This window comes from Mesorhizobium sp. M7A.F.Ca.MR.245.00.0.0, assembly GCF_003997415.1.
Taxonomy (GTDB): Bacteria; Pseudomonadota; Alphaproteobacteria; order Rhizobiales; family Rhizobiaceae; genus Mesorhizobium.
This window is the reverse complement of record NZ_RZTE01000018.1, coordinates 62666-77146: the sequence shown is the minus strand read 5'-3', so window position 1 is coordinate 77146 and position 14481 is coordinate 62666. Positions and strand designations below refer to the sequence as shown.

Here is a 14481-nt window from a genome sequence, read left to right as displayed (position 1 = left end):
CGACTGTCGGGGCAAGGCGTGATGCGAATGGTTCGGCGCCTCAAGTCGTCGTCTGAATGATCAGCGTCAGGGTGCCATCGCCATCTATGTTTGCAGCGACAACCTGCGAGGAATTGAGCCCATTCGCCCTCAAGGCCGATGTCGCTTGAGGCGAAGCATCGACTGAGTTTTGCAGGCGTAGCAAATCTTCGGCGCTGGTCTGATTGATCACGGCATCCGCCTGCGCCTTGATTTCGTCAGGCAGATCCTCGACGGCGACAATGGCAACGCCGGTGAAATTCAAATCAGCAGAGCCTGGATCTGGCAGCGCCTGCTCCGGTTGCACTTCGCCCTGCGGTGGCGTCACCTGGGGAAGCTGCGGTCCAACAGTTTGGGCGTAGACGGGCTGAATGATGACCGCCCCGGAAAGTGCGACAGCTATCGTCAACATGCGCATGGTCGCTCCTTGCATCCTTCGAGGGAGATTTTGAAGAAACCCCCATGCTGAGCGATGGTTCCCGCGGGGCTGGTCACACTGGGCAATTTCGCGTCCACCCACCCTGGGAGACGCCGAACGAACCATGGCCAAGACGACGTCATATGGCTGTCTCCCAAACGGCTGAGCGGTTGCGTACGGAATCGTACCATCGATTGATCTGCACCTTGGACAGGATCAAAATGAAACAGAGGTGACCATGGGAGGGAGCCGCATGAGCATCGCCAGATGGGCAATAAGACCTGTCGGTACCGCCAAGGCATTTCTGGCAGAGGAGCTTCGAAGTGCGCGATACGGCGACATCGTTTCGGTCAAAGCGGCGATAGAGGCCGCTCGCAGGAACGCACCTTATTTGCAGGATACAGACGATGAGTTGATGGAGACGATCGTCGAGCTGGCACGGGAACTGGGGCTGGCCGTCCTTTTTGACTCTCGCGATTGACCGATGAGCCATGGCTGGAGGACTCACCGGTGGTTGAAGCGATTTGGTACGAAATCGACAATTGGCTCATGGCCGAAAATGCGCAATCATTGGGAAATGGGACGACGGCTGGACGACAAACTCGATTGCAAGGCTTGTGGGACTATCCAAATGGACATTCCCGACAACGCCAAGGAATCGACGCCAATCCATTGCAGCAATTGCGGCGCCTTTCTCGGCGAGTGGGGCGAATTGCAGGACGATTTCTACCGCCAGGCTCGCGGTACCGAGGCATTCGACTTGCGCAACGGAACCATTATCAAGAAGTAGCGCGCAACGACGCGGCCTCCAGATGACATCGGCAAATTCGCAAGGGGTTGGCAGATCTAGCCGACCTCGATGACCACCATCAGCCCGCCGCCGCCCTTCTCCTCGACATTGTTGTTCGTCGTGTGATGCGGGATGTGGCAGTGAATCAGCCACTTGCCGGGACGCAGCGCCTTCCACACGACGTCATAGCGCTGTCCCGGTCCGACATTGATGGTATCAGCTAGGAAGCGTGCCGAGGGAGAAAGCGTCTCACCGTCACGGGCGACGACCTCGAAGGGTCCGCCATGGATATGCATTGGATGGACGAAGCCGTTGTTGGTGCCGATGAAACGCACCTTCAGCGTCTCGCCCACCTTCATAGGAATGGTGTCGGTTGCGGGATAGGCTTTGCCGTTGATGGTGAAGAAGTTCGGCATGCCGCCTTCCATGGGCATCGACGGATAAGTCAGCCCATCGCGCACCAGCCATTCCTGAAGTTCGATGACATAGTCGTGGTCAGCCGGAACCTCGTCGGCAGGATTGGCGGGATCGATAATCAGCGCCCCATAAAGCCCCAGCGCCTGGGTGCGGTCCGGCTTGGCATGCGGATGATAGAAATAGGTCCCGTGCTGGGTCGCGGTGAACGCATAGGAATAGGATTGTCCAGGCTCGATCGGCGGCTGGGTGATCTCGGCAGGCCCATCCATCTGGTTCGGCAGGATCATGCCGTGCCAATGCACCGTGGTTTCCTCGGGCAGGTCGTTGGTGAGGTCGATGCGAACCTTATCGCCCTGGCGAATGTGGATGCGCGGACCGGGAATCTGGCCATTGTAGGCATAGGCGTCGACCGCGACGTTGGGCAGGATCTGCCAGCGGACCACCGATGGTCTGAGTTCGAATACCTTGACGCCGTTCTCTAGACGGAATGGCAGTTCCTGGTCGCCCTTGGCGGCAAGACCATAGGACGAGGTAACGCGACGCGGATCGGTTGCAGCCATGTCACGCAGGGATTCCGCCGGCGTGTCGCGACCCATGATCATGCCTTGCGGCATGATCGCGCCGCCGACGTCACGCGCCGAAAGCGTCAGGTTCAGCCAGTTCGCCGGCGCGGCCATGCCGATCGCCAACGCCAACACCGACACAATACCGAGGGCCGCAATCTGCGGCGTCGTAGCGTCCGTCTCCATCTGATGGCCGCTGCGTTTGGACTTATGGGAGGTGTTGCGGCTTCGTCGATCGTCGCCGGCGTTGGGGTGATGCGTAGCGTGCTGTTGGTGGGCGGTCGGCTCTCCACTGCTCGTTTCGTTCGCCTGCGGGCGCTGCGTCATCAATCCGTGCTTGAGCCCGCGCGCGACCAGCCAGACATTGGCCGGATAGGCGAGCGTGAAGCCGGCGATGACGCCGATCGACATCACGCCCCAGAACAAAAGCTCGGTCGGCTCCATGGCGCGCATGTCGCGTCCCATCATCAGAAAGCTCATGACGGGCGCCATGCCGGCCATCATGAAATTCATCGAGATGAACTCGGGCAGGAAGCTCTTGCGCACGTTCTCCCAGTAGGTGCCGCCCATCATCGATTTCATGAACAGCGATTGGAAGATGAACAGGCCGAAGGCAAAGCCCGCCAGATATTCGACGATGAGGTCGAGCCACATCGGCAGGCCAAGCGTTGCCGTGATGACTGCGGCGAGAATGATGCCGGTCGCATCGCCGGCAACGCAGTGGATGGTCGAGCCGACCCCCTGTTTCCACAGCGGCCTGGTGAAGTCTTCATGCTCGCCTGGACGTGGCTCCTTGTCTGCAAGCACATAAAGCAGCAGCCCCAATGGACCCATATAGAGGGTCACCAGGATGAAGCCCCATTTCATCACCACCGGTTCGGGATTGTTGCGGTATTGATCGAAGCCGACATAAAGCGTCGAGGCGGCGGCAAGAGCGAACCAGACGGCAAGGAAATAGTCGATTGGCTGGATGAACATGGATGCATCCCGTCGCGGATCAGTGGCTTGTCACAAGCGCCCCCGTCGATGAACGCAGCCGGCGTGTTTATGATCCCGCCGGCCCAATCCGGTTGTGTCGAATTCTCCAGCCTGGCGCTCTTGTCGAAGCATTAACGCGCGGTAATTCCCTTGAAGGCGTGGGCGCTTCGCTGCCTCAACAGGAGCTGGCCATGAAACATCAAACACTCGACCAACTGCATGCCGTCGCCAAGATTGAATCGTCGGCTGCTTATTCCGCCATGACACGAAATCAGCGCATAGAGCGCTGGGCTGAACTGCTGGAGCGTAATCCCGAGCGATGCCTTGGGGCGTTTGCAGGCACCGAACATCTGCACCCTGAAGCACGTTCATTGATGCGGGGCGAGGGAACGGCAATTTCGGTCGCCTTCGAGGATCCAGTGCTGCGCGCATCGGGTTTAAAGGACGACACATACGGTGAGGCAAGGCGCTTTTTCGAGCTGAACGACTGGCAGCTGCACGACATCGTCTGCGATTGCCACGTCGGCTCAACCATGAAAGCGCGCTGGGCTGCGACGCGGGTCCGCTCAGCCATCAGCGGCAGGTTCTTTGCGTGGTTGCGGCAAAGGATAATGCGCTGACCGTAGTTGGGGATCGTCGTCGCTTCGGTGCGGCATACGATCCCCTGTCTTGCCGATTGGATGTCTTGCCAATCGGAATGTCTTGCCGACGCGGATCAACGCTTGTCCTGGTACAGCCGGTTGGTCGCCCGGTCGCTCTCCCGTTGTTCGGCGGGTCCACGCCGACGGCGTGCGATAACCGCATAGGCCATCAGCACGATCAGCAGCAATGGGCCGCCGGCAACGACGACCAACCACATGATATCTCCAAACATGGCGGCATCTCCTTTCCCAGACAACCGGCGAGGAGGAGAACCGTTCCGTGCAGCAGGCCACCTCGGTCGCCCCTGGTCATTAACTTACGAATTGCGTTCGTAGGTTCCGATGAGTTCAGCCTGCTCAAGCGAATGTTTCTGCGCCTCCCGCCAGATGCGCTCGATGCCCACGCTGGCTGGAATGGCAAGGCTCGGCGTGTCGAGCGCGGCCAGCCGGAAATGGTAATGGTGAACGCCATGTCCGATCGGCGGTTCAGGGCCGTCGTAATAGGCGTTGCCAAAATCATTCGTTGCTTGCCTGAGGGCGCCCGGACCCGGCTTGCCGCTTTCGGCCTCGGGAAGTTCCCTCGTGTCCGGGGAGATGTTGAACACCGCCCAATGACCAAACGTTCCGCTCGGCGCGTCAGGATCCTGAACGACGAGAACGAGGCTCTTTGCTTCGTCCGGCACTCCAGACCATTTCAGCGGCGGCGATACGTTTTTGCCGTCTCGTGTGTATCTTTCGGGAATTTGTCCGCCTTCGGCAAAGGCGGCACTGCTAAGGGCAAGTGGCATGGTTCACTCCTTCCGGCGAAGTTGATCGCAGCGACGCGCAGGGCAGCTATTTGTTGGTCCGCATTTTTTGTCTTGGATCGATCCCGCCAGCGGCGGTCGTGTCGTTTTCGACGTCACCTTCGACCGTGTTCTCGCCTTCAAGCTCGAACTCTTCCCCTTCCTTGATCGTTCCCTTGGAAGTCCCGATACCGGGATTGTTCGCCAAGTCGGCATCGCTCGGTTTCTTCCATTTCGGATGTTTGGTTCCGGTCATGAGAAAACTCCTTCGACGGGGATTGCAGTTTTGAATCGCAGACCGGATAGTTCGTTCCGGTTCCACGCCTCAGCTTCTTCATTGGTTCGCCGCGCGCCGGCTAAAGCCCGAAGGGGTAGGTGTCGGGAACGCCGGTTCTTGCATGCTCCGGGCCAAGCGGCGTCACTGCCGCGGTTTTGTCGAACCATAGGAACGCGTCGAACTGCCGGGGCAGGGAAGCGTCCGCATAGTGGCTACCCAGCTCGGTTTCCGGCCGGTAGATCACCCCGATGAATCGCTCCAGCCTGCGTTCCAGCAGCCGCTCACGCAGCGTTGTGTCGCGCCCGAGGTCGAGCAGGAACCGCGACACAAGGGAATCGTGGCAAAGCCGTTCGTAGCTGTCGGCGTGCGACGCGCGGATTTGCTTCACCTCCATTTTGCCGTCCCAGTCGCTGGCGGCCGCTACAGTGCCGGAATGCGTGCCCATACCGATCAGCGCTGCCTCATCCCCGAAACGCTGCCGGCAGAGCTGGCCGATGTTCAGTTCGTCCCTGACGACGCCCATCTCGGTAAAGCGGGCATCGCCGATATGGGAATTGTGCGCCCACACCACGGCCTTGGCGTTGGGGCCGCCGGCATGCAGCAAATGTTCCAACGTTTCGAACATGTGCGTGTCGCGCAGGTTCCAGGACTCCGCGCCGCCATAGTACATGATCCGGTAATAGTGTTCGGCGGACGCGATCAGCCGGGCATTCTGACTGGCGTCGAGAAAGTCGGTGCCGTCCCTTTTTGCATATTCGAGCTGTTTGGCGAGCAAGTCCCGGCATTGTTCCAGCACCGCTTTTTCGCATTTTTGATAGCCGGCGGTGAGCACCGCGCGGCCGTAGGTGGACGGTTCGTGTTGCCAGGGCGTCAGGCAGCCATAGCGTTCGCGCGCGATCTTGGCTGCCTGGGGATCGACCCGGTCGAGATAGTCGAGGACCGCGCCGATGGAACCGCTCATATTGTAGATGTCGAGGCCGTAGAACCCTGCTTGCTCCGAAGGCTCTAGCTTCTCGTTGTGACGGCGCATCCAGTCGGTGAAGGCCGCGACATCGGTGTTGCGCCACATCCACGTCGGAAATCGCTGGAATGGCGCACCAGTGCCGGTTCGCGGCCGACGATGGCGAACATAGCGGTCGATCGCCGCCGCGTCGGGCCAGTCCGCCTCGACCGCGACGACGGTAAAGCCGTGGCGTTCGATGAGCCTGCGGGTGATCGCCGCGCGCGCCCTGTAGAATTCGGACGTGCCATGGCTTGCCTCGCCAAGCAGAACGACGCGCCGGTCGGCGAACCGATCGAACAATGCGCCGAAGGCCGGATCGTCGAAATCGGGCAGCGGTTCAGCCGCGGCCGCGATCATATCAGGCAGGCTGATCGGATGGGGATGTCGAAGCGGACGACCAACGTCGGTGGCCGTGCCGTTTTCCGACCAACCCTGCTCGCCGATCAGAGGGACGAAGCGCACGCCGCCGAAATCCTCCTCGCTATAGGTTGCGGCGCCTGTCCGGGTGACTTTGAGCAGACGTTGCAAATCCGGGTCGTCGCCGACCGGAATGACGAGCCTGCCGCCGACATCGAGTTGCTCCTGAAGGGCGAGCGGTGCGCCGGGACCACTGGCTGTCACCACGATGGCATCGAACGGCGCCGCCTGCGGCCAGCCCTTGGTGCCATCGCCTGTCCGAACCTCGATGTTTTGGTAGCCGAGTTTTTCAAACCGCCGCTTCGCGGTTTCGGCCAAACCGGGATGACGCTCTATGGTGTAGACCTGTTCGACCAACCGGCTCATCACCGCGGCCGCGTACCCCGAGCCGGTGCCAATTTCGAGCACATGGTCACCCGGTTTGACATCCGCCATCTCGATCATGAACGCGACAATGTAGGGTTGCGATATGGTCTGGCCGTCGGCGATCGGCAGCGGGGTATCTTCGTAAGCAAATTCCTCGAAGCCGGGTTCGACGAAGGCCTCGCGTGGAACTTCGCGCATTGCCAGCAGAATCTCACGGTCATGGATGCCACGCCGGCCGACATGGATATTGACCATTCGATCACGGGCACGAGGAAGATCGAGCATCTTTTAGCTCCCTTTGGTGCAACGCTTCGAGGCTATCCTTCGCGGTACCTGCCTTGAGCCTGGCCTTCGCGATTCCAGTTTCTAACCGCCGGAGGACTTCAAGGTTCCCGCCTATTTGCGGACAGGGGCCGCAAGCCCGGCCGAGGTCGCGTCCGGTCTCTCGGCCGCGCGGGTCGCGACGCCGTCCCGGACGGCGTCAGTCAGGGGTTGCTCAAGCGCAAAGATGCCCCAGTTATCACCAGCGAACCGAAGCTGGAGATGTCGATGAACGACAAGGCTGCCGCGACGCCGCAGGCTATCGGCCACGAACGGATCGACCTCATGGACCGCTACTGGCGCGCCGCGAATTACATCTCGGTCGGCCAGATCTACCTGCTCGACAATCCGCTGTTGCGCGAACCGTTGAAGGCCGAACACGTCAAGCCGCGGCTGCTTGGCCATTGGGGCACGACGCCGGGGCTGAACTTTCTCTACGTGCATCTGAACCGCGTCATACGCGAACGCGACCTCGATGCTCTGTTTATCTGCGGGCCGGGCCATGGCGGCCCCGCAATGGTCGCCAACACCTGGCTCGAGGGCACCTATAGCGAGGTCTATCCCGATATCGGGCAGGGCGAAGACGGCCTCAGGAAACTGTTCCGGCAGTTTTCCTTCCCCGGCGGCGTGCCAAGCCATGCCGCGCCCGAGACGCCAGGCTCCATCCATGAGGGTGGTGAATTGGGATATGCGTTGGTTCACGCCTTTGGTGCGGCTTTCGACAACCCGGATCTGGTGGTTGCCTGCGTCGTTGGTGACGGTGAAGCCGAGACCGGTCCGCTCGCGGCGGCATGGCATTCCAACAAGTTCCTGAACCCAGCCTCGGACGGCGCCGTCCTGCCGATCCTGCATCTCAACGGCTACAAGATCGCCAATCCGACAATCCTCGGCCGCATGGACGATCAGGAGTTGCGAAATCTTTTCGCCGGCTATGGCTACGAACCGTTCTTCGTCGAAGGCCACGAGCCGCTTGCCATGCACCAGTCGATGGCCGCGACACTCGACACGGTGCTCGATCGCACCCGGTCCATTCAGGAACAGGCACGGGCTCCGGGATGGGATGGTCAACGCCCGCAATGGCCGATGATCGTGCTGCGCAGCCCCAAGGGATGGACGGGTCCCAAGGAGGTCGATGGCGAGAAGGTTGAGGGTTTCTGGCGCTCGCATCAAGTGCCGGTGTCGAACGCACGCGGAAATGAGGGCCACCGCAAGATCCTCGAAAACTGGATGCGAAGCTACGAACCGGGAGAGCTGTTCGATGAAAGCGGGCACCTGTTGCCAGAACTCGCGGCACTTGCCCCAACAGGGACAAAGCGCATGGGCGCAAGCCCGTACGCGAATGGCGGACTGTTGAAGCGCGATCTTGTGCTTCCCGACTGGAGAAGCCTGGCGCTGGAAGTGCCTCGTTCGGGAGGCGTCATCGCTGAAGCGACGCGGATTTGCGGAAGCTATCTTCGCGAGGTGTTCCGCCTCAATGCCGAGGCGCGGAATTTTCGCCTGATGGGGCCGGACGAGACGTCATCCAACCGCCTCGACGAGGTGTTCGAAGTTACCGATCGGCTCTGGATGCAGCGCATTGAACCCTACGACGTCCATCTTTCCCGTGACGGACGTGTCATGGAGGTACTCAGCGAGCACCTCTGCCAGGGCTGGCTTGAAGGCTATCTGCTCACCGGCCGCCACGGCCTGTTCTCCTGCTATGAGGCCTTCATCCACATCGTCGATTCGATGGTCAACCAGCATGCCAAATGGCTGAAGACCTCCGGCGAGCTTGCCTGGCGCAAGCCGATCGCCTCGCTCAATTACCTTTTGACCTCGCATGTCTGGCGGCAGGATCACAATGGTTTCAGCCATCAGGATCCGGGCTTTGCCGATCTGGTCGCCAACAAGAAGGCTGATACGGTAAGGCTCTATTTTCCGCCGGATGCCAACACCCTGCTGTGGATCACCGATCATTGCCTGAGAACCTATAACCGCATCAATGTCATTACCGCAGGCAAGCAGCCGGCACCGCAATGGCTGTCCATTGAAGAAGCCGAAGCGCATTGCAAGGCGGGGGCGGGCATCTGGGAATGGGCCGGTACGGTTGCTCAGGGCGAGGAGCCCGATGTGGTCATGGCCTGCGCCGGCGACGTGCCCACCCTGGAAACGTTGGCCGCGACCGACATTCTGCGCTCTGCGATCCCCGACCTGAGAATCCGTGTCGTCAATGTTGTCGACCTGATGACGCTGCAGTCGAACACCGAGCATCCGCACGGGCTCGCCGATGGAGACTTCGATGCGTTGTTCACGAAGACACGGCCTGTAATCTTCGCCTATCACGGCTATCCCTATCTTATTCATCGCCTGACCTACCGTCGCGCCAACCATGACAACATGCATGTGCATGGCTTCCGCGAGGAGGGCACCACGACGACGCCGTTCGACATGGTGGTGCTCAACGAACTCGATCGCTACCACCTCGCGCTTGCCGCCATCGAACGTGTGCCGGGACTGGCCGAAAGGGCTGAAGGGCTTGCCGGCGAACTCCACGGCCGGTTGGTGAAGCACAGGGCTTATGTCCGCGAGCACGGCGAGGATATGCCCGAAATCCAGAAATGGAGCTGGCCCGACAAAGGCGCGGCAAAGGCGCGCCAATGACGCGTCGGTCGATCCTGGCGCTGAATGCCGGTTCGTCCAGCATCAAGTTCGCGCTTTACGATCTTGTCTCGTCGCAGGCTCTGCAACTCGTTTTACGCGGCACATTGGACCTGGGCGACACACCCATTCTCCGCGCAAAAGCGGCCGACGGAACGGTGCAGTGCGATCGGCAGCTCGCCATCGACAAGCCGGGTGACGCAGCCATAGGCGAGATGCTGAATTGGGTGCAGGGCGAAATTGGCGAAAGGAACCTGCTCTGCGCCGGCCATCGCATCGTGCATGGAGGAAGCGAGTTCATCGAACCTGTCCGTCTGACCCCAGACATCATCGACGCCGTCGACAGACTGACGCCGCTCGCTCCGCTGCATCAGCCTCGCAGTCTCGCGCCGGTCCGCGCGATAGCCGCCTTGCAACCGGACCTGCCACAGGTCGGTTGTTTCGACACCGCTTTCCACCAGACGATCGATCCGCTCGTGCGGCGCTTCGCCCTTCCGCGCCAATATGAAGGGCAAGGCTTGCGCCGCTACGGGTTTCACGGTCTCTCCTATGAATACATCGCCGGGCGGCTCAGCGGGATATCGCCAACTCTTGCGGCGAAACGCACCATCGTCGCCCATCTCGGCAATGGTGCCAGCCTTTGTGCTTTGCAGCAGGGCAAGAGCATCGATACGACGATGGGGTTTTCGGCCCTGGATGGCCTCGTCATGGGCACGCGGTGCGGCGCCATCGATCCCGGCGTGCTGTTGCACTTCCTGCTGGAAAGAGGCATCGCGGCTGAGGAGCTGCAGACGATGCTCTACGAGAAGTCGGGACTGCTCGGCGTATCCGGTATTTCGGGCGACATGAGGACGCTGGAAGGGAGCAACGATCCTCGCGCCCAAGAGGCGATGGCGCTTTTTGCCTTCCGCGCGGCGAGGGAAGCAGCAGCGCTTGCAAACACGATGGGTGGTCTTGAATGCCTCGTGTTCACCGCCGGCATCGGCGAACGGTCCGCGTCCATCCGCAAGGCCATATGCGAAAAATTGACCTGGCTTGGCGTGGTGCTTGAAGAACGCGCCAACGACATCCACGCCGAAATCATCAGTCGTCCCGAGAGCAAGGTGGAGGTGCGCGTGATTGCGACCGATGAGGAAAGTGTCGTTGCGCGTCACAGCCGCAAGGTGATGCAAGCCTGAAGGCTCGCCATTGGCATCGGAAACCCGGCGTCGGTTCGGCTCGGTAAAAGCGCGGGCAAGGGCATTCCCTGTACGAAAATTACCAAGCAAGCGGTCGGGGGAACCAACTGCCCATGGAAATATTGTGCGAGCAATCTCGGCTAACCCCGAGACCGTCGGCACGATGATCACGCCGACAGCCATACTTCAGGCATTGGCTGAGGAATCCATGTTTACGGACGATGTTGCGGTGAGGCGCCTGAAAATCCTGGTCCAGCAATATGTCGAGACACGCAAGAACGCCACGATGTGATCTCTACCGCCAAGGCCGGAACCGCAATTCGGGAGGTGATGCCAAGTTGCCCGCTTTCGGGAAAGGCCTTCGATGATCTGATTGCGGCCTGCGCCATCGAGCATGGCCTGGCTGTGCTCTTCGACAATCCAGGTACATCAGGCACTGAAATCTGAGGCTGGCGCTTCCGATTCCATCATCGCAATGAGGAGTTCAGTCGGCATGTCCAGGTACTTTTTCGACCTTCGAGACGAGAGCGGAAGCTTGCAGGAGGATCCCGAGGGCCAGGAATTTTCTGATCTCGCGAACGCCGAGGAAAACGCGATGGCGTCGGCGAAGGAAATCCTCGCCGAAGAGCTGCTGCATGGCAAGCCGCTACGTACCGGATTGGCCTTCGAGATTTTTGACGAGAACCGCAACCTGGTGCTGCGCTTCCCCTTTGCGCTCGCGGCCGAAAAGGCCGGCGAACCCCCTTAATCCCGAATTGCCTGGCGGCCGATCCCCTGCAGGGGTCATGCAAGCCGGGCCTCAATGCGGATCCTATCCTTCCGCCTTGAAGTTTCTGGCTTCTTTCTCGACCTTGGGGCTGTCCTTGCCATGCTTTTGCATAAGCTCCTTGGCCTGCTTGGGTGAGACGTCGGTGGTCTCTGCCAAGCGCAACGCCTTCTTGTCCTTGCTTTCGGTCTTCTGCTTCTTGGCCGTCATGGCTCTTGAACTCCCTTGAAGCCTGTTCCGATCGATCTTTGCCGGTGCGAACATCCGAGCATATCCAGATGAATTGTCATTGCCTTGTTTGCTTCGACGAGACGTCAACGAGACGATGCGGGTCAGGTTCCGTGCATCGTCTGCTCATGTCCGAACTTGTCACGCCACGCGGCGGTACCGATGGCGATCTCGGATGAATTCATTGAAGAAGCGGCCTTTTGAGGAAGCTTTGGTGAAAGCGGCATAAGTTACCGGAGCAACATCCTCATAGTCGTAACGTTTGCCGCTCGGAACAAACCAGACCGAGAGGATCCTGGTGGCGGGGTCGTATTGTGCGTTTCGGATCACGGTCGATGGCATGGTGGCACCCGACGGGTCTGCCCGAATAACCCGTTAGCGATCTTCAGGTTCCGCCGATGCCTTCGCGCCTTGCACGGCGACTACCGGTCGCGCGGGTTGCCCAACTTCGGGTCGCGCTTCCTCGAATATCGGTCGATGCGTGGCAGGCTGTCATCAAACTCGATGTACGGTAGCCTCAGATCCCAATAGGCATGGGCTTGCGGCTGAAAACCTTCAGGTTTGTCAAGAAAACCGACCGTCACGTAGAACTCGTCCGGCAGACCTTCGTCGCTATAGCCTATCGAGCTTCCACAGTCCGGGCAGAACGTGCGGGTGACGCCTGGCGTTTTGGAAAAGGCCTTCGGTGTCCCTCTAAGAAGCTGAAATTGCTCAGGCCGGTAACCGATCCAGATTGTCATCGGACTTCCGATGGCCCGGCGGCAATCGTCGTCGTGATCGTAGCATATCCAGAAAGGCTCTCCGTCCATGGCTGCGGCGATCCCTCCGCAGAAGCAGGCTCCGGTCTCGCGCCGCATCGTCTGTCATCCTGTCGCGCCCAAGGGACGTTCGGAGAGCGGCCAAGCGGCCGCTCCCGTTCAAGGTGAAGTCCTCGAAATCATGCATCGTGATGCTCGGGCATGCTCTTGAGCTGATCCTTGGTCCAGTTCGTCACCGCGTGAACGTCGCCGTCTTCATCGCGCATGAATTCCAACTGGCTCGCGGGAACGGCCACCGGCTTGGCACCTATGCCGAGAAAGCCGCCGACATCGATGACGACCTGACTGGCAGCTCCAGAGCCGTGGACGTGCGAAACGCTGCCGACCTTGTTGTCATCCGCGTCGTAAATGGTGGCGTCTTCGAGAATGTCTGGCGTCAGTTCGGTGCTTGTGAGGCGTACGTGGTTGGTGTGATCCATCGTTCGAGACTCCTGTTGGGTGGAATATTTGAACCTCTCAGCCGGGCAATCGTTCCGAAGAATTTCGGGGCGACGGACGGACGACGCAAGGACGCAAGAACCCTCAAATCAGCCTCGGCCCGAATTGACTCGCAAAGCTCTGTACGGAAGCGTACAAAAGGAAATCGTCAGCAGCACAATTGGGCGCTGACGCTTGGGAGTGACCATCGCTCTTGCCCGTCACGAGGCATGGCGTTGCATGGCAAAGGCGCCCGAGCGCCCCGGTCTGCCAGTAGTCGCGATAACCGTGCTGGCGCGGGATACAGGCGCCGCTGAACAGCAGTGATATCATATCGCTCCTCGGGTTCGATCGTGCCTCTATCCTGCGGGAGGCTCGTTTGTTGGCGAAAGATGGTCAGCCAACAAGGCCTTCGAGTTTTCAGCAGTAACTGTCGGTTTCATACCAACACGCCGGCCCGCCTAGTGCTGGGCGAGACGAAGTCTATGGTTCGTTACCGTCCGCTCGTTCGACGGGCGCGGCCGGCTAAGAGATCCCAGTGCTCTTGCCCAAGGGAAAAGAGTCTCGTGGATTACCAGATACTGCAAGCCAAGAGCGAATTGCTTCGCCGCATGAGCGCGGAGGATTTCGCGCGGCTGAAGCCGCATCTGGCGAGCGTTTTCCTGGAGTTGCGCGCGCCGCTGGAGACCGAGGGGCAGAAGATCGAAGCCGTCTATTTTCTGGAAAGTGGACTGGCGTCGGTGGTGGCCAAGACTTCCGCAGAGACCGAAGCGGAAGTCGGAATCATCGGGTTCGAAGGAATGACCGGCTCGGCCCTGATCATGGGGGACGACCAGGCGAACTTTGATTGCTACGTCCAGTCGACATGCGAGGCGCTCCGGATCGAGGCTGCCCGCTTCGTCGAAGCCCTGGAGGACAGCCCTACATTGCGGCCATTCCTGTTACGCTATGTCCAATATTTCCATGTTCAGACAAGCTATACGGCATCGATCAACGCACGGCAGAGCCTGGAAGTCCGGCTGGCGAGATGGCTTTTGATGTGCAGCGACCGCACTGTCGGCGACAGGCTTATAATAACCCATGAATTTCTGTCCATCATGCTTGGTGTCAGGCGTCCGGGGGTTACCGTGGGTCTCCAGATGATCGAGAGTTATGGCTATATCCGCGCGCGCCGCGGAGAGATCACGATCCGCGATCGAGACGGTCTCATGAAGTTGGCGCGAGGCTCTTACGGTCCGCCCGAAACCCAATACCGCCGGCTTATCGGAGATTTGGGTTCGAAGCATCCCGCGAGGCAGGAACGGCCTCTCGCTTGAGCGCCGGGGCCAACAGAGGCTTCTCCGCCACTAAACCGCCAGACGACGTTTTCGAGTGGCCGACGCGATGATGCCGGTGAGACACCGTTGCCCAAACCCGCGCCGGCCACTGCGGCATGTTTTGGGG

The 14481-nt window shown here is 60.1% G+C and carries 18 protein-coding genes; 8 read left to right on the top strand and 10 right to left on the bottom strand.

Annotated features, from left to right (window positions below):
* Nucleotides 1-40 precede the first annotated feature (40 nt).
* Nucleotides 41-436 (bottom strand): hypothetical protein, encoded by a 396-nt coding sequence (locus EOB80_RS19305; protein WP_127322666.1) that lies wholly within the window; start codon nucleotides 434-436, stop codon nucleotides 41-43.
* Between the two features lie 253 nt (nucleotides 437-689).
* Between EOB80_RS19305 and EOB80_RS19300 the strand changes: the two genes are divergently transcribed.
* Nucleotides 690-917, top strand: a complete 228-nt coding sequence (locus EOB80_RS19300) for a hypothetical protein (protein ID WP_127329020.1) — start codon at nucleotides 690-692, stop codon at nucleotides 915-917.
* 150 nt (nucleotides 918-1067) lie between these two features.
* The gene (locus EOB80_RS19295) at nucleotides 1068-1226 is read left to right on the top strand and encodes a hypothetical protein (RefSeq protein WP_081738677.1); all 159 of its coding nucleotides are present in this window, start codon (nucleotides 1068-1070) and stop codon (nucleotides 1224-1226) included.
* A gap of 56 nt (nucleotides 1227-1282) precedes the next feature.
* On the opposite strand, the gene EOB80_RS19290 is transcribed toward EOB80_RS19295, so the two are convergent.
* Nucleotides 1283-3184: a DUF4396 domain-containing protein gene (locus EOB80_RS19290; protein WP_127329019.1), complete on the bottom strand. Its 1902-nt coding sequence runs from the start codon at nucleotides 3182-3184 to the stop codon at nucleotides 1283-1285.
* Nucleotides 3185-3375: 191 nt separating this feature from the next.
* Between EOB80_RS19290 and EOB80_RS19285 the strand changes: the two genes are divergently transcribed.
* Nucleotides 3376-3804, top strand: coding sequence for a hypothetical protein (locus tag EOB80_RS19285; protein WP_127268879.1), 429 nt, complete (start codon nucleotides 3376-3378; stop codon nucleotides 3802-3804).
* 95 nt (nucleotides 3805-3899) lie between these two features.
* On the opposite strand, the gene EOB80_RS19280 is transcribed toward EOB80_RS19285, so the two are convergent.
* From EOB80_RS19280 to EOB80_RS19265, 4 genes are all read right to left on the bottom strand, one after another.
* The gene (locus EOB80_RS19280; RefSeq protein WP_127268877.1) at nucleotides 3900-4058 is read right to left on the bottom strand and encodes a hypothetical protein; all 159 of its coding nucleotides are present in this window, start codon (nucleotides 4056-4058) and stop codon (nucleotides 3900-3902) included.
* A gap of 84 nt (nucleotides 4059-4142) precedes the next feature.
* A complete protein-coding gene (locus EOB80_RS19275) occupies nucleotides 4143-4613 on the bottom strand; it encodes a YbhB/YbcL family Raf kinase inhibitor-like protein (protein WP_127329018.1) in 471 nt (156 codons plus the stop codon).
* Nucleotides 4614-4659: 46 nt separating this feature from the next.
* Nucleotides 4660-4866, bottom strand: coding sequence for a hypothetical protein (locus tag EOB80_RS19270; protein ID WP_013531530.1), 207 nt, complete (start codon nucleotides 4864-4866; stop codon nucleotides 4660-4662).
* Between the two features lie 100 nt (nucleotides 4867-4966).
* Nucleotides 4967-6958: a protein-L-isoaspartate(D-aspartate) O-methyltransferase gene (locus tag EOB80_RS19265; RefSeq protein WP_127329017.1), complete on the bottom strand. Its 1992-nt coding sequence runs from the start codon at nucleotides 6956-6958 to the stop codon at nucleotides 4967-4969.
* 264 nt (nucleotides 6959-7222) lie between these two features.
* On the opposite strand from EOB80_RS19265, the gene EOB80_RS19260 reads away from it, so the two are divergent.
* The 4 genes from EOB80_RS19260 to EOB80_RS19245 all read left to right on the top strand — a co-directional run bounded on the left by EOB80_RS19260 (nucleotide 7223) and on the right by EOB80_RS19245 (nucleotide 11557).
* Entirely contained in the window at nucleotides 7223-9634 is a 2412-nt protein-coding gene (locus tag EOB80_RS19260) for a phosphoketolase family protein (protein ID WP_127329016.1), read from the top strand.
* Nucleotides 9631-10809: an acetate/propionate family kinase gene (locus EOB80_RS19255; protein ID WP_127329015.1), complete on the top strand. Its 1179-nt coding sequence runs from the start codon at nucleotides 9631-9633 to the stop codon at nucleotides 10807-10809. Before EOB80_RS19260 ends, EOB80_RS19255 begins: the two co-directional genes overlap by 4 nt.
* Before the next feature lie 124 nt (nucleotides 10810-10933).
* Nucleotides 10934-11101: a hypothetical protein gene (locus EOB80_RS35370; protein WP_245466389.1), complete on the top strand. Its 168-nt coding sequence runs from the start codon at nucleotides 10934-10936 to the stop codon at nucleotides 11099-11101.
* A 243-nt stretch (nucleotides 11102-11344) separates the two neighbouring features.
* Nucleotides 11345-11557 (top strand): hypothetical protein, encoded by a 213-nt coding sequence (locus EOB80_RS19245; RefSeq protein ID WP_164762662.1) that lies wholly within the window; start codon nucleotides 11345-11347, stop codon nucleotides 11555-11557.
* Between the two features lie 63 nt (nucleotides 11558-11620).
* Here EOB80_RS19245 and EOB80_RS19240 read toward each other — a convergent pair whose 3' ends face one another.
* The 4 genes from EOB80_RS19240 to EOB80_RS19225 all read right to left on the bottom strand — a co-directional run bounded on the left by EOB80_RS19240 (nucleotide 11621) and on the right by EOB80_RS19225 (nucleotide 13040).
* Nucleotides 11621-11785: a hypothetical protein gene (locus EOB80_RS19240; protein ID WP_081738679.1), complete on the bottom strand. Its 165-nt coding sequence runs from the start codon at nucleotides 11783-11785 to the stop codon at nucleotides 11621-11623.
* Between the two features lie 159 nt (nucleotides 11786-11944).
* A complete protein-coding gene (locus EOB80_RS19235) occupies nucleotides 11945-12145 on the bottom strand; it encodes a KTSC domain-containing protein (protein WP_127320534.1) in 201 nt (66 codons plus the stop codon).
* Between the two features lie 80 nt (nucleotides 12146-12225).
* On the bottom strand, nucleotides 12226-12660 hold the full coding sequence (locus EOB80_RS19230) for a GFA family protein (protein WP_127329014.1): 435 nt from the start codon (nucleotides 12658-12660) through the stop codon (nucleotides 12226-12228).
* An 80-nt stretch (nucleotides 12661-12740) separates the two neighbouring features.
* Entirely contained in the window at nucleotides 12741-13040 is a 300-nt protein-coding gene (locus EOB80_RS19225; protein WP_013531539.1) for a PRC-barrel domain-containing protein, read from the bottom strand.
* 564 nt (nucleotides 13041-13604) lie between these two features.
* On the opposite strand from EOB80_RS19225, the gene EOB80_RS19215 reads away from it, so the two are divergent.
* The gene (locus tag EOB80_RS19215) at nucleotides 13605-14354 is read left to right on the top strand and encodes a Crp/Fnr family transcriptional regulator (RefSeq protein WP_127329060.1); all 750 of its coding nucleotides are present in this window, start codon (nucleotides 13605-13607) and stop codon (nucleotides 14352-14354) included.
* Nucleotides 14355-14481: the final 127 nt, after the last annotated feature.